The sequence below is a fragment of the Bradyrhizobium sp. CIR18 genome (genome assembly GCF_014198295.1).
Lineage (GTDB): Bacteria > Pseudomonadota > Alphaproteobacteria > Rhizobiales > Xanthobacteraceae > Bradyrhizobium.
In genome coordinates, this window is sequence record NZ_JACIHF010000003.1 from 531,312 (window position 1) to 545,959 (window position 14,648).

Genomic DNA, 14,648 nt, shown 5'->3' on the forward strand with positions numbered 1-14,648 from the left:
GAATGCTGCGATCGAGTAGGTGGAGAGATGGGCCCCGGCTCTGCAGCGCACCGCACCGGACGATGCTTCGCATCGCCGGGGGCGCTGCGCTGCGTCCGGAGCACGAGATCTCGTAGGGTGGGCAAAGGCGCAGAGCGCCGTGCCCACTATTTGCCGCTATGGAACGGGTTGGTGGGCACGGCGCGCGAAGAGCGCGCCTTTGCCCACCCTACGGCACCGTCTCCGTCGCTTACGCCCCCTGATCGAACGCCTTGCGCAAGGCCACATAGCCCTGCTGCTGCTGGCTCCAGTTGCGGCCGCCGGTCATGGCGCCATCGACGACGAGGTCGTGGCCGTTGATGAAGCTGGATTCGTCGCTGGCCAGGAACACCGCGGCCTGGGCGATGTCATCGGGAAGGCCCGCGCGCGGGATCGGCTGCGCGGTCTTGTAGACCTCGCGCATCACCGCCGGCGTCTTCTCCGCAGCATCGGTCGAGAGCCCGAGCGCCTTGCCGAAGATGCCGGTCGCGATCGCGCCCGGCGAGATCGCGTTGACGCGCACGTTGGACTCGCCGAGCTCCATCGCCACGCATTTGGTGAGATGGATTACCGCCGCCTTGGCCGCGCTATAGACCATCGAGGACGAGAACCCGGCGAGGCGGCCGGCGATGCTGCCATTGTTGATGATGCTGCCTGAGCCCTGCCTCTTCATGTGGGGCGCGGCGTGCTTCATGCCGAGCATGACGCTGCGCACCAGCGTCGCCATCGCCGCATCGAAGCGCTCGACCTCAAGGCCTTCGATGCCGCCGGTCTGCGCCGGGCCGCCGGCATTGTTGAACAGGCAGTCGATCCGGCCGAACTTGTCCACGGCGAGCGCGATCAGCGCCTGCATCTGTGCTTCGACCGTCACGTCGGTCTGGCGGAAGATGCAGTTGGCGCCGAGCTGCTTGGCCAGGGCTTCGCCCTCCGGTAGACGCCGCCCCGCGATCACAATTTTGGCACCTTCGGCAACGAAGACTTCCGCAGTGCGCAATCCGATCCCGCTCGTCGCCCCCGTAATCACCGCAACCTTGCCGTCCAGCCTGCCCATGGAATGTTCCTGTTTTCGAACGATTTGATGCCAAATGGCGAACATCGGCCGCTGCCATCGCAGCGGTGGCCACTATCTCTGCCTGTCTGCGGCAAGGCAAGCTATGCTTGCGCGGACGGGATGCGTAACATCCTGATGGGCCGCTCGATTTTCGAACGCATATCGCAACTGGGCTGCGCATGGGGAAGCTGATCGAGGAATTCCGCAGGGGTTGGCAGGGTGCGGCGCCGCCATCGCTTGGTCTGAGCATTGCCTTTGCGGTGGCCTGCCTGCTGATTGCGACGCTGACGCGCTGGGCCCTCGCCCATGTGCGGCCCGACGTCTACTTCACCCCCTACTTTCCGGCCGTGTTCTTTGCCGCCGCGTTCGGGGGCTTCCGGATCGGAATCGTGACCGCGCTGGTCGGCGGCATGCTCGGCGTCGTCGTGAATTTCGGCGATGCCTTTGCCGATCGGGCGCGGTTTGCCCTGCTGGCACTGTATTGGGCGGTCTGCGCGCTCACCATCTGGGGCGTCGAGCACTATCGCACGATGCTCGCGGAGCAGCGCCGGATCTCCAAGCGCCTGATCGAGGAAGAAGAGTATCGCAAACTGCTGGTCGACGAGCTCCAGCACCGGCTGAAGAACAAGCTGTCGACGGTGCACGCGGTGCTGCACCAGGTGCTGCACGACCACCCCCAGGTCTGGGCCCGGGTCGATCCGCGGCTGCGCTCGCTGGCCGCGACCGACGATCTGATCTCGCGGATCGACAAGGCCGGCTGTGACATCCGCGACCTCCTGATCTCGGAGCTCGGCCCCTACGGCCATGTCCGCTTCACCCTCAATGGCGATCGACTGTTCCTGCCGCCGAAGCTCGCGGTCACCCTGTCATTGATGTTTCACGAACTCGCCACCAATGCGGGCAAGTACGGCGCATTTTCCGCGCCGCGCGGTCTACTGCAGGTGTCATGGACCGTCAGCGACGACCGCCTGATCATCACCTGGGACGAGACCGAGGGTCCGAGTGTGGATGAGGTGTCCGAGCCCGGCTTCGGCACCAAGCTGCTGAAATCGGCACTGTCGTCCTTCGATGGCAGGACCGAGATCTCTTACCTGAAGACCGGGCTGCATTGCATCATGCAGTGCCGCATCCCCCGAAGCGAATAGCATCGCGCGTCAAGCGAAAGCCGGCCCGCGTGCCGCCCGCAGTTTCGCACGCGCTGTTGACCCTCTGTTAATGACGATCGTCGGCGCGCGTCGCAACGCCGCAAGTTTCCTCCAAAACACCCCCGTATTTCTCCTGACCCCTTAACCAAACTTAAGAGGGAACCGCGCAAGATCGCGCCCATTGCAAAGGCGCGCTGAAACAACAAGATTCATGACTTCTATGAACGACAACCAATATTCCGGCGCGACTGAAGCCGAGCTCGGTTTTCTCAAGGAAATCGTTAGAATGCTGCCGGCCGGTCTGACCGTGCAGGATGCGCATGGCGAGCTTCTGCTGGTTAACGATGCCGCCGCCGCGCAGCTCGGCATGGACGGCAGTCGCCCTTCACCCGATCTTGCGCCGCGCCGCGAGGCCTGCCGCCAGGCACTGAGCGCCGGGCAGGCTGTCGTCACCGAGGAGGCGCTTCATGGCGACGGCGCGCGCCAGGTGCTGCTCACGACCCATCGTCCCGTTCGCCTCGCCGGACGCGAGCTGCTGATCTCGGCGTCCTCCGACATCACCGAGCAGAAGAATTTCGAGGACCAGCTGTTCCGCTCGGCCTATTTCGACGAGCTGACGGGATTGCCCTCGCGGCGCGTGATCGAACATCACGCCAACAATCTGCTGGCGGAGAATGGCGGCGGCGAGCGTTTCGCGCTGGCCTTCCTCGACGTCGACAATTTCAAGCACATCAACGACTATTACGGCCACGCCGTCGGCGATGCGCTGCTGGTCGAGCTGTCGAAGCGGCTCGGGCGCGACTTGCGCGATTCCGACATGCTGTCGCGCATCTCCGGCGATGAATTCCTGCTGCTGCTCTCCCCGATCCAGAGCCAGGAGGAAGTCGCCGAATTCATGCAATCGACGCTGGAGCGGCTGACGGCGCCGTTCTTCATCGACCATTCGGAACTCTTTGCCTCCACCTCGGTCGGCATCAGCCTCTATCCCGATCACGGACGCAGCTTCGAGACGCTGCGCCAGAATGCCGACATCGCGATGTACCGCATCAAGAACGACGGCAAGGGATCGGCAGCCTTCTTCGACTCCAGCATGGAGCGCGAGGCACTGGCGCGGATGAAGATCGAGCAGTCGCTGCGGCTCGCTATCCTGGAAAAGCGTTTCTGCTGCGCCTTCCAGTCCAAGGTCGATATCCGGACCCAGGCGGTGAAGGGCATCGAGGCCCTGGTCCGTTTGCGCGACGACGAAGGCGTGATCCAGGCGCCGGGATCCTTCATCAATCTTGCCAGCGAGCTCGGCCTGATCGACGAATTGACCCATCTCGTGCTCGCCGAAATCGTCAAATCGATCGACCTGATCAACGAGACGTTCGGCGCGGAAGCGACCATCAGCATCAACGTCGCGGCCAAGCAGGCCGGCAACCCAGAATTCATGCGCAGCTTCGCGCGGGCGCTCGACGACACCGGCTTTCCGCAGCGCTTCATGATCGAGGTGACCGAAGACGCCTTCGTCGCCAAGAATCATTTCCAGGACGAGATCCTGCCGATGTTCCGCAAGCTCGGCGTCGGCATCTCGATCGACGATTTCGGCACCGGCTATTCCTCGCTCTCGGCGCTGGCGGACATCACCGCGGACGAGATCAAGATCGACCGCTCCTTCATCACCGACATCCATAAGCGCCCGCGCAGCCAGGGCATCCTGCGCGCGATCGAATCCTTGAGCGAAGCGCTCGGCATGACCGTGATCGCCGAAGGCCTCGAATCCTACGAGGAGCTCGCCTATCTCCAGGCGGCCACCAAGATCCGCTACGCGCAGGGCTATTACTTCTCCCGGCCGATCTTTTTGGAGGAGCTGAAGCTCGCAACGCCCGCGTCCAGCGAGTCGCGCGCCAGCGTCGCAACTCGCCCGCACCAGCAGAACCGCCAGGGCTATTCGCGGGCGAGCGGGTATCGAAGGTAGGGTGCAAGCGGGACAACATTACCGCTGTCGTCCCGGGGCGCGAAGCGAACCCGGGACCCATCACCCCGGGGCGCGGTTATGGAGTAAGCTGCCGACTCCGAATGTTCGCCAAACTATGCCCTGTGGGTATGGGTCCCGGATCTACGCTCCGCTTGTCCGGGACGACGACTGAGTATGGGGCGCCTCGCGACCGACCAATTCCCCCTTTGAAATCGACGCCCTTTTGCTAATACACAGACAGACTTCCCCCGGGATATGTCATGTCCGCCTCTTCCGCCTCGATCAGCGATCCCGCCTATCTCCGCGCGCGCGCGATGGAGACGCTGTTCGAGCGGCTGGAGAAGCTCTGCGAGGGCGCGATCGCGATCGACCGCGGCGGACGCGTCGTCTACGTCAATGAAAAATATCTCGCGGCGCTCGGCCTCAAGCGGACCAGTGAGGCAATCGGCCGGCCGATCGAGGAGGTCATCCCCAACAGCCTGATGCGCAAGGTGGCCGAGACCGGCGAGCCGATCCTGCTCGACATCATGGAGCTCGGCGGCGAGCAGCTCGTGGTCACGCGCATGCCGATCGAGGACGAGAACGGCACGGTGATCGGCGCGATCGGCTTCGTGCTCTATGACCACCTCGAAAGCCTCAAACCCCTGCTCGCCCGCGTCGCCCAGCTCGAGAGCGATCTGCGGCTGGCGCGGCGGCAATTGTCCAACGCCCGGGCGGCGCGCTTCACCTTCGCCGACTACGTCGGCACCACGCCTGGTATCGCGCAGGCCAAACAGCTTGCAAGCCGCGCCGCCCGGCAGAGCGTCACGGTGCTGCTCACCGGCGAAACCGGAACGGGCAAGGAGATGCTGGCGCAGGCGATTCACAATGCCTCCTCGCGTGCGGAGAAGCCGTTCGTCAGCGTCAATGTCGCCGCGATTCCCGACACGCTGATCGAATCGGAGTTCTTCGGCACCGCGCCCGGCGCCTATACCGGCGCCGACCGCAGGGGACGCGAAGGAAAATTCCGAATCGCCGACGGCGGCACGCTGTTCCTCGACGAGATCGGCGAGATGCCGCTGCAATTGCAGGCCAAGCTGCTGCGCGTGCTGCAGGAGCGCGAGATCGAGCCGCTCGGCTCGGACAAGATCTCGAAAGTCGACGTGCGCGTGGTCGCGGCGACCAATGTGGATTTGCGCAAGCGCGTCAGCGACGGCGCGTTCCGGCCCGATCTCTATTACCGGCTGAACGTGCTCTCGATCGATTTGCCGCCGCTGCGGCAGTGCCTGGATGATCTCCCCGACATCTGCGCCCGGCTGCTCGAGGACATCAGCGCCTCCGGCGATTACGTCAAGGCGAAGATCACGCCGAGCGCGCTTTCCGCGCTGGCACGCTATGACTGGCCGGGCAACGTCCGCGAGCTCCGCAACATCCTGGAGCGGGCGCTGATCCTGAGCGATTCCGGCCGGCTGACCGGCGAGGATGTCGCCCGCATTCTTCCCGTCGGCTCCGACGTCAGGCCCTCAGCATCCGCGCGCCCGGCCGGACCCGTGGTGCCCTATGCCGAAGCCGAGGCCGAATTCGAGAAGCACACGCTCGAGCAGGCGCTCGCCGCCAGCAACGGCCAGATCTCCGAGGCCGCCAGGATGCTGCGGATCTCGCGCGCGACCTTCTACAAGAAGCTCGCCAAGTTCGGCCTCGCCGCAGGGCCGGCCTCCGTCTGAGTTTCGAGACAATGGACTGTCCGGAGTCTCGGATTCCGGACAAGGCACCGAGCGGCTCTGTCCGGGCGCCAATGCGGAAATTGCCGGAATTTAAGCCGGTTTGCGCGAGCCAACAGCATCTGGCGCGGACCTTGCTCTTCGCTTTGCACAATGACGCATGCTGCACATGCGCATTCGCAAATCAGGGAGGACGCAAGGATGAGTGAAGCGATCTCGGTCCATCAGCTTCAGGCGAAGCAGCCCTCGCATGTCACAGTTGCCACGGCGAGCCTGATCGGCACCGCCATCGAGTGGTACGACTTCTTCCTCTACGGCACCGCCGCGGCGCTGATCTTCAACAAGCTATTCTTTCCGACCTTCGACCCCATGATGGGAACACTGCTGGCGTTCGCGACCTACGCGCTCGGCTTCGTCGCACGCCCGCTCGGCGGCGTCGTGTTCGGGCATTACGGCGACAAGATCGGCCGCAAGACCATGCTGTATCTGACGCTGCTGATCATGGGCGTGGCGACCGCGGCGATCGGATTCCTGCCGACCTACGAGACCGCGGGCATCTGGGCCGCGGTCCTGCTCGTCACCTGCCGCCTGATCCAGGGCTTTGGCCTTGGCGGCGAATGGGGCGGTGCGGTGCTGATGGCGGTCGAGCATGCGCCCGCGGACAAGAAGGGCTTTTACGGCAGCTGGCCGCAGCTCGGCGCACCGCTCGGCCTCGTGCTCGGCACGCTGGTCTTCTCGGTGGTATCGGCGATGCTGACCGATGCGCAGCTGCTGGCCTGGGGCTGGCGCATCCCGTTCCTGTTCTCGATCGCGCTGGTGCTGGTCGGCCTGTGGATCCGCTTCACCATCGCCGAATCCCCGGAGTTCCAGAAGGTCAAGGATACCAAGCAGGAAGTGAAAATGCCGATCCTGGAGGCGATCAGGATGTATCCCAAGAACATCCTGCTCGCGATGGGCGCGCGCTTCGCCGAAAACGGCTTCTTCTACATCTACGCGACCTTCGTGCTCGCCTATGCCACGCAATCGCTCGGCATGAACAAGCAGGACATGCTCAATGGCGTGCTGATCGGCGCCGCGATCGAGACCTTCACCATCCCGGCCTTCGGTGCGCTCTCCGACCGGCTCGGGCGGCGACCGATCTACATTTTCGGCGCGGTGTTCTCGGCGCTGATGTCGTTCCCGCTGTTCACGCTGCTGGCGACCAGGAACCCGCAATATGCCTGGATCGCGATCGTGCTCGGCCTCGCCATCGGTCATGCCGCGATGTACGGCCCGCAGGCGAGCTTCCTGTCGGAGCTGTTCGGTACCAAGGTGCGCTACAGCGGCGTCTCGCTCGGCTACAACCTCGCCTCGATCTTCGCCGGCGCGCTGTCGCCGCTGATCGCGACGGGACTGATGACGGCCTACGCGCCGGCGACCTGGCCGATCTCGCTCTACATGATCGCGCTGGCGCTGATCACCATCGTCTCGGTCTATTTCGCCACCGAAACACGCAAGGTCGCCCAGCCCTGAACGGGCTGAGTGCGGCCCCCGCGACGCCGGAGCGGCTGGTCGCCAGCCGCTCCACGCGATACGAATAGAGGCAAACGAGAAGAGCCGGCATGCGGTCCGCAACAGACATGGGAGGGAATGCCATGAGCCAGCATCCTGCCTTGCCCTATTTGCGCAATTCCGAGAAGGGCAAGGTCGTCACCGCGGCGGAAGCCGTCATGCTGATCCGTGACGGCGACACGGTCGCGACCGGCGGCTTCGTCGGCATCGGCTTTGCCGAGGAGATCGCGGTCGCGCTGGAGGAGCTCTATCTCTCCCACGAGGGCGATGCCCCCTATACGCAGGGCAAGCCGCGCAATCTGACGCTGGTCTACGCGGCGGGCCAGGGCGACGGCAAGAATCGCGGCCTCAACCATTTCGCGCATGAAGGCCTGGTCCGCCGCGTGATCGGCGGACATTGGGGCCTTGCGCCGAAATTGCAGCAGCTTGCGATCGCGAGCCAGATCGAGGCCTATAATCTGCCGCAGGGCGTGATCACGCATCTGTTTCGCGACATCGCGGCGCACCGGCCCGGCCACATCACCCGCGTCGGCATGGGCACCTTCGTCGATCCGCGGCAGGGCGGCGGCAAGCTGAATGCGCGCACCACCGAAGAGCTTGTGGAACTGATCAAGATCGGCGGCGAGGAATGCCTGCTCTACAAGACGTTCCCGATCAACGTCGGGATCATCCGCGCCACCACGGGCGATCCCGACGGCAACCTCACCATGGAGAAGGAGGCGCTGACGCTGGAAGCGCTCGCCATCGCGATGGCGGCGCATAATTCCGGCGGCATCGTCATTGCCCAGGTCGAACGCGTTGCCGAGGCCGGCAGCCTCAATCCACGCCAGGTCAAGATTCCCGGCATCCTCGTCGACTGCGTCGTGGTGGCGAGGCCCGAGAATCACTGGCAGACCTTCGGCACGCAATACAATCCGGCCTTCTCCAGCGAGATCCGCGTCCGCGCCGCCTCGCTGCCGGTGATGCCGGTCAGCGAGCGCAAGATCATCGCCCGTCGCGCCGCCCTGGAGCTGAAGGCCAACAGCGTCGTCAATCTCGGCATCGGCATGCCCGAGGGGATTGCCTCCGTCGCCAACGAGGAGCGGATCATCGACCTCATCACGCTGACGGCCGAACCGGGCGTGATCGGCGGCATCCCCGCGAGTGGTATCGATTTCGGCGCGGCGATCAACACCCAGGCGGTGATCGACCAGCCTTATCAGTTCGACTTCTACGACGGCGGCGGCTTGGACGCCGCCTTCCTCGGGCTCGCCCAGGTCGATCGCGCCGGCAACCTCAATGTCAGCAAGTTCGGGCCGAAGCTTGCGGGTGCCGGCGGCTTCATCAACATCAGCCAGAACGCCAAGGAGGTCATTTTCGTCGGCACCTTCGGCGCGGGCAAGCAGCGCATCGCGGTGAAGGACGGCAAGCTCGTCATTCTCGACGAGGCCAAGTCGCGCAAATTCGTGGAGAGCGTCGAGCACGTCACCTTCAGCGGCCCGTTCGCCGCCGCGCGCAAGCAGCGCACGCTGTATGTCACCGAGCGCTGCGTGTTCGAGCTCAGGCCCGACGGGCTCGAGCTTACCGAAGTCGCGCCCGGCATCGACATCGAGCGCGACATTCTGCGCCTGATGGACTTCAAGCCGCTGATCCCGCGCGACCCGGCGCTGATGGACGATCGCATCTTCCGCGAAGGTCTGATGGATTTGCGCGAGCGCCTGCTCACCATCCCACTCGACCAGCGCTTCACGCTGGACGAGCAGCAGAACCTGTTCTTCGTCAATCTCGAGCGCTATCCGCTACGCAGCAAGGCCGAGATCGACACCATCGCTGGTATCGTCGAAGCCAGGCTCGCTCCGCTTGGCCGCCGGGTCTACGCCATCGTCAATTATGACAATTTTTCCATCCTGCCGGAGTTGATGGACGATTATTCGGCGATGGTGCGCAGCCTCGTCGATCGCTTCTATTCCGGCGTGTCGCGCTACACCACGTCGGGCTTCCTGCGCATCAAGCTCGGCGAAGCCCTGGAGAAGCGCGGCGTCGCGCCGCACATTTTCGAAAGCGCTGATGAGGCGCAGTCGGATCGGCGTCAGGCCGAGGGAGCCGGCGATGCGCGGCCAGCCCAAAAATGATGCATGCTCGAAAGGCCGACGCGCTCGGCCGGAAGGTTCAATTGCAATGTTCGTAGTGTTATGCAAATCGCTGTTGCCGAGAAACGTTAAATCAGGAGGGACCATCGTGCGTCGATCACTCATCATAACAACAACCATTCTCGGACTCGCTGCGGGCACCTCCGTGCAGGCCGACGATCTCAAAGTCGCGCTGATCTACGGCAAGACCGGTCCGCTCGAGGCCTACGCCAAGCAGACCGAGACCGGCCTGAAGATGGGCTTCGAATACGCCACCAAGGGCACGATGACCCTCGATGGCCGCAAGATCGTCATCATCACCAAGGACGACCAGGGCAAGCCGGATCTCTCGAAGGCCGCGCTCGCCGAAGCCTATCAGGACGACAAGGCCGACATCGCGATCGGCACGACCTCGTCGGCTGCGGCGCTCGCCATTCTCCCGGTCGCCGAGGAGAACAAGAAGATCCTGATCGTCGAGCCCGCCGTCGCGGACCAGATTACCGGCGAGAAGTGGAATCGCTACATCTTCCGCACCGCGCGCAACTCCTCACAGGACGCGATCTCCAATGCGGTCGCGATCGGCAAGCAGGGCGTCACCGTCGCAACGCTGGCACAGGACTATGCGTTCGGCCGCGATGGCGTCGCCGCCTTCAAGGAGGCACTCGCCAAGACCGGCGCGACGCTCGCTGCCGAAGAATATGCCCCGACCTCGACCACCGACTTCACCGCAGTCGGCCAGCGCCTGTTCGACGCACTCAAGGACAAGCCGGGCCGCAAGGTCATCTGGGTGATCTGGGCCGGCGCCGGCAATCCGCTGGCCAAGCTGCAGGACATGGACCCGAAGCGCTACGGCATCGAGCTCTCCACCGGCGGCAACATCCTGCCGGCGCTCGCCGCCTATAAGGGCCTGCCCGGCATGGAAGGCGCGACCTATTATTTCTACGAGATCCCGAAGAACCCTGTGAACGACTGGCTCGTCGCCGAGCACCAGAAGCGCTTCAACGCGCCGCCGGACTTCTTCACTGCGGGCGGCTTTGCCGCCGCGATGTCCGTCGTCGCCGCCGTCACCAAGGCGAAGTCGACCGACAGCGAGAAGCTGATCACGGCGATGGAAGGCCTGGAGTTCGACACGCCGAAGGGCAAGATGGTGTTCCGGAAGGAAGACCATCAGGCGCTGCAGAGCATGTACGCCTTCAAGGTCAAGGTCGATCCGAACGTCGCCTGGGCCGTGCTCGAGCCGGTGCGCGAGCTGAAGATCGAGGACATGGACGTTCCGGTCAAGAACAAGCGCTGACGTTTCTTACTTCACCTCCCCCGCTTGCGGGGGAGGCCGGGAGAGGGCTCTCTCCCCTTGGGGGTTCTCGCGTGCGGAAATACCCTCTCCCCACCCCTCCCCCGCAAGCGGGGGAGGGAGCCCACTGTGATCGCGGATACTTCCTCATCTCATCATTTGCCAAACAATGACGCTCACCCTCGAAACTCGCGACCTCACCATCCGCTTCGGCGGCCATGTTGCGGTCAACAACGTGACCTGCACGTTCCGTCCGGGCGAGCTCACCGCGATCGTCGGGCCGAACGGCGCCGGCAAGACCACCTATTTCAATCTGATCTCGGGCCAGCTACGCGCCTCGAACGGCAGCATCCTGTTCGACGGCACCGACATCACCCAGCACTCCGCGCCGATGCGGACCCGCGCCGGCCTCGGGCGCGCCTTCCAGCTCACCAACCTCTTTCCAAACCTCACCGTGGAAGAGAACGTCCGCCTCGCAGTGCAGGCGGCGAACGGCACCCATTACGACATGCTGCGGCCCTGGATGGTGCGCCGCGACCTGATCGCCCGCGCCGACGCCATCCTCGACCAGGTCGCGCTCGGCAGCCGCCGCGGCGTCGCCGCGACCGCGCTGTCGCATGGCGACCAGCGCAAGCTCGAGGTCGCGCTGATGATCGCGCTGGAGCCAAAAGTCTTCATGTTCGACGAGCCGACCGCCGGCATGAGCATCGACGAGGTCCCGGTCGTCCTCAACCTGATCGCGCAGCTCAAGCAGGACAGGAGCAAGATCATCCTTCTCGTCGAGCACAAGATGGACGTGGTGCGCTCGCTCGCCGACCGCATCATCGTGCTGCATAACGGGCAACTCGTCGCCGACGGCCCGCCTGCCGAAGTGATCGCCTCGCCGATCGTGCAGGAAGCCTATCTCGGTGTCGCGCCCAAGACAGCTGCAGGGAGCGCGGCATGACCGATCTTTTAAGGCTCTCCGGCGTCCACACCCATATCGGCCGCTACCACATCCTCCAGGGCATCGACCTCGCCGTCCCGCAGGGGCAGACCACGATGCTGCTCGGCCGCAACGGCGCCGGCAAGACCACGACGCTGCGCACCATCATGGGGCTGTGGCAAGCTTCATCGGGCGAGATCAGCCTCTCCGGCGATCGTATCGAGAGCCGTGCCACGCCCGACATCGCAAGGCTCGGTGTCGGATACGTTCCGGAGAGCATGGCGGTGTTCTCCGATCTCACCGTGAAGGAAAACCTGGTGCTGGCGGCGCGCGACGGGCCGCTGGACGACAAGCAGCTCGACTGGATTTTTGGTTTCTTCCCGGCGCTGCGGCGGTTCTGGCTGTCGCGGGCGGGAAGCCTCTCGGGCGGGCAGAAACAGATGCTCTCGATCGCGCGCGCCATCATCGAGCCGCGCAAGCTCTTGCTGATCGACGAGCCGACCAAGGGGCTGGCGCCGGCGATCGTGATGGCGTTGATCGAGTGCCTGAAGGAGATCAAGCGCAAGGGCGCAACCATTCTCCTGGTCGAGCAGAATTTCTTTGCCGCCAGCGAGCTCGGCGACAACGTGCTCGTGATGGACAACGGCACCATCGTCCATCGCGGCGAGATGGCGGCGCTCGCCGCCGACGTGCCGCTACAGGAGCGGCTGCTCGGCTTGAGCCTGGAGGCGCATCAGTGACTGACCTTGCCGCAACCGATCCGCTGCCGAAGCCGAAGCGCGACATCGCGCCGATCCTGCTGCCGGTCGCGCTCGCCCTCGTGACCATCCCGCTGATCGGCTCGCCCAGCACCTGGCTGACGCTGACCGCGGCGAGCCTTGCCATGGGCATGATGATCTTCATCATGGCCTCGGGCCTGACGCTGGTGTTCGGCCTGATGGACGTGCTCAATTTCGGCCACGGCGCCTTCATCGCCGTCGGCGCCTATGTCGCGACCCTGGTGTTGGCGCCATTCGCAGCGTCCATTCAGGCGGATTCGCTCTGGATGAACCTCGCTGTGCTGGCGCCGGCCGCGCTGCTCTCGATGGCGGTGTCGGGCGCGCTCGGCCTCGTCGTCGAGCGCGTGCTGATCCTGCCGGTCTACGGCCAGCACCTGAAGCAGATCCTGATGACCACAGGCGGCCTGATCGTAGCCGAGCAGACCCTCTATGCGCTGTGGGGGCCGCAGATCATCCCGATGCCGCTGCCGGCGTCGCTGCGCGGCTCCTTCATCCTCGGCGACGTCGCGATCGCCAAATACCGCGTGCTGGCGATGCTGATCGGCCTTGCCGTCTTCATCGCGATCCAGCTCGTGCTCAACCGCACCAAGCTCGGGCTCCTGATCCGCGCCGGCGTGGAGAACCGCGAGATGGTGGAAGCGCTCGGCTATCGCATCCGCCGGCTGTTCCTCGGCGTTTTCATGACGGGATCGGCGCTGGCCGGCCTCGGCGGCGTGATGTGGGCGCTCTATCGCGAGCAGGTCCATGCCTCCATGAGCGACGACCTCACCGTCTTGATCTTCATCGTGGTCATCATCGGCGGCCTGGGGTCGATCGGCGGCTGCTTCATCGGTGCGATCCTCGTGGCCATGGTTGCCAATTACGGCGGCTTCCTGGTGCCGAAACTCGCCCTCGTCTCCAACATCCTGCTGATGGTCGCCATTCTGATGTGGCGGCCGCGCGGCCTTTATGCGGTGACCAGCCGATGATGATCCTGTCAGGCGATCCGCCGCGTAGCCGGATTCTCACCCTCGTTCTGGTCGTCATCATCCTGGCGCTGGCGGCGACGCCGTTCCTGTTTCCGGGTGCCAAGGCATTGAACGTCGCCGCCAAGATCTGCGTCTTCGCCGCGCTGGTCGCCTCCTACGACCTCCTGCTCGGCTATACCGGCTCGGTGTCGTTCGCCCACACCATGTTCTACGGCATCGGCAGCTACGCGATCGCCATCGCGCTGTACGGGATGGGCCCGAATTGGGCGGCGGTCGCCACCGGCATCGTCGTCGGCCTACCGCTCGCGGCCCTGCTCGCGCTCGCCATCGGGCTGTTTTCGCTGCGGGTCGCCGCGATCTTCTTTGCCATGATCACGCTCGCGGTCGCCTCCGCCTTCCAGGTGCTGGCTTCGCAGCTGTCCTGGCTGACCGGCGGCGAGGACGGGCGCAGCTTCCAGCTGCCCCAGTTGCTCCGCCCCGGCACGGTGCTGATCCCAAAGAGCCTGGTCGGCTTCGAGGTCAACGGTCGGATCCTGACCTACTACCTGGTGTTCGCCATCTCGGCCCTGATGATCCTCGCACTGCTGCGCGTCGTGAACTCGCCGTTCGGGCGCGTGCTGCAGGCAATCCGCGAGAATCGCTTTCGCGCCGAGGCACTCGGCTTCCGCACGGTGTTCCACCTGACCTATGCCAACTGCATCGCCGCGCTGGTCGCCGCCAGTGCCGGCATCCTGAATGCGCTGTGGCTGCGCTATGCCGGTCCCGACACCTCGCTCAGCTTCTCGATCATGCTGGACATCCTGCTGATGGTCGTGATCGGCGGCATGGGCACGATCTACGGCGCGATCATCGGCGCCACCATCTTCATCCTCGCCCAGAACTATTTGCAGTCGCTGATGGGCGTCGCCTCCACGGCGGCGTCGGAGGCCGGCTTGCCGCTGCTGCCGGGGCTGCTGCATCCCGATCGCTGGCTGCTGTGGCTCGGCCTGCTGTTCATCGCCAGCGTCTACTTCTTCCCGACCGGCGTGGTCGGACGGCTGCGTAATCCCGCTGGCGACAAGAGCGCCGGCAGTTCGCATTAAGGCGCGATTAATGATGCAGTGCGGCGGTTGCTGCACCCGCCGCACAACCGCGACGCGATTCCCGCTCTGATGG

11 protein-coding genes are annotated in these 14,648 nt (G+C 64.7%); 10 read left to right on the forward strand and 1 reads right to left on the reverse strand.

Going from position 1 to position 14,648, the window contains the following annotated elements:
- Positions 1 to 229 precede the first annotated feature (229 nt).
- Positions 230 to 1,069, reverse strand: a complete 840-nt coding sequence (locus GGD65_RS15380) for an SDR family NAD(P)-dependent oxidoreductase (RefSeq protein ID WP_018319506.1) — start codon at positions 1,067 to 1,069, stop codon at positions 230 to 232.
- Between the two features lie 179 nt (positions 1,070 to 1,248).
- Between GGD65_RS15380 and GGD65_RS15385 the strand changes: the two genes are divergently transcribed.
- The 10 genes from GGD65_RS15385 to GGD65_RS15430 all read left to right on the forward strand — a co-directional run bounded on the left by GGD65_RS15385 (position 1,249) and on the right by GGD65_RS15430 (position 14,575).
- The gene (locus GGD65_RS15385; protein WP_018319505.1) at positions 1,249 to 2,214 is read left to right on the forward strand and encodes a sensor histidine kinase; all 966 of its coding nucleotides are present in this window, start codon (positions 1,249 to 1,251) and stop codon (positions 2,212 to 2,214) included.
- A gap of 220 nt (positions 2,215 to 2,434) precedes the next feature.
- Positions 2,435 to 4,171 carry a bifunctional diguanylate cyclase/phosphodiesterase gene (locus GGD65_RS15390; protein ID WP_183235856.1) on the forward strand — a complete coding sequence of 579 codons (1,737 nt, stop codon included), beginning with the start codon at positions 2,435 to 2,437 and terminating at the stop codon, positions 4,169 to 4,171.
- Positions 4,172 to 4,431: 260 nt separating this feature from the next.
- Positions 4,432 to 5,874: a sigma-54-dependent Fis family transcriptional regulator gene (locus tag GGD65_RS15395; RefSeq protein WP_092251549.1), complete on the forward strand. Its 1,443-nt coding sequence runs from the start codon at positions 4,432 to 4,434 to the stop codon at positions 5,872 to 5,874.
- Positions 5,875 to 6,072: 198 nt separating this feature from the next.
- Positions 6,073 to 7,383, forward strand: a complete 1,311-nt coding sequence (locus GGD65_RS15400; RefSeq protein WP_179732843.1) for an MFS transporter — start codon at positions 6,073 to 6,075, stop codon at positions 7,381 to 7,383.
- Between the two features lie 122 nt (positions 7,384 to 7,505).
- On the forward strand, positions 7,506 to 9,533 hold the full coding sequence (locus GGD65_RS15405; RefSeq protein WP_183235786.1) for an acyl CoA:acetate/3-ketoacid CoA transferase: 2,028 nt from the start codon (positions 7,506 to 7,508) through the stop codon (positions 9,531 to 9,533).
- A 106-nt stretch (positions 9,534 to 9,639) separates the two neighbouring features.
- Positions 9,640 to 10,824, forward strand: a complete 1,185-nt coding sequence (locus GGD65_RS15410) for a substrate-binding domain-containing protein (protein WP_026202193.1) — start codon at positions 9,640 to 9,642, stop codon at positions 10,822 to 10,824.
- A 166-nt stretch (positions 10,825 to 10,990) separates the two neighbouring features.
- On the forward strand, positions 10,991 to 11,767 hold the full coding sequence (locus GGD65_RS15415) for an ABC transporter ATP-binding protein (protein WP_179732839.1): 777 nt from the start codon (positions 10,991 to 10,993) through the stop codon (positions 11,765 to 11,767).
- Complete coding sequence (locus GGD65_RS15420) at positions 11,764 to 12,486, forward strand: ABC transporter ATP-binding protein (RefSeq protein ID WP_018319498.1); 723 nt, start codon at positions 11,764 to 11,766, stop codon at positions 12,484 to 12,486. The genes GGD65_RS15415 and GGD65_RS15420 overlap by 4 nt, the downstream gene beginning before the upstream one ends.
- Positions 12,483 to 13,493 (forward strand): branched-chain amino acid ABC transporter permease, encoded by a 1,011-nt coding sequence (locus GGD65_RS15425; RefSeq protein ID WP_018319497.1) that lies wholly within the window; start codon positions 12,483 to 12,485, stop codon positions 13,491 to 13,493. The genes GGD65_RS15420 and GGD65_RS15425 overlap by 4 nt, the downstream gene beginning before the upstream one ends.
- Positions 13,490 to 14,575, forward strand: a complete 1,086-nt coding sequence (locus GGD65_RS15430; RefSeq protein ID WP_183235787.1) for a branched-chain amino acid ABC transporter permease — start codon at positions 13,490 to 13,492, stop codon at positions 14,573 to 14,575. The genes GGD65_RS15425 and GGD65_RS15430 overlap by 4 nt, the downstream gene beginning before the upstream one ends.
- Positions 14,576 to 14,648 lie beyond the last annotated feature (73 nt).

Coding starts and splice junctions, on each gene's coding strand:
- GGD65_RS15380 (WP_018319506.1), bottom strand. CDS start 1,069: ATGGGCAGGCTGGACGGCAAGGTTGCGGTGATTACGGGGGCGACGAGC.
- GGD65_RS15405 (WP_183235786.1), top strand. CDS start 7,506: ATGAGCCAGCATCCTGCCTTGCCCTATTTGCGCAATTCCGAGAAGGGC.
- GGD65_RS15395 (WP_092251549.1), top strand. CDS start 4,432: ATGTCCGCCTCTTCCGCCTCGATCAGCGATCCCGCCTATCTCCGCGCG.
- GGD65_RS15415 (WP_179732839.1), top strand. CDS start 10,991: ATGACGCTCACCCTCGAAACTCGCGACCTCACCATCCGCTTCGGCGGC.
- GGD65_RS15385 (WP_018319505.1), top strand. CDS start 1,249: ATGGGGAAGCTGATCGAGGAATTCCGCAGGGGTTGGCAGGGTGCGGCG.
- GGD65_RS15400 (WP_179732843.1), top strand. CDS start 6,073: ATGAGTGAAGCGATCTCGGTCCATCAGCTTCAGGCGAAGCAGCCCTCG.
- GGD65_RS15430 (WP_183235787.1), top strand. CDS start 13,490: ATGATGATCCTGTCAGGCGATCCGCCGCGTAGCCGGATTCTCACCCTC.
- GGD65_RS15420 (WP_018319498.1), top strand. CDS start 11,764: ATGACCGATCTTTTAAGGCTCTCCGGCGTCCACACCCATATCGGCCGC.
- GGD65_RS15390 (WP_183235856.1), top strand. CDS start 2,435: ATGAACGACAACCAATATTCCGGCGCGACTGAAGCCGAGCTCGGTTTT.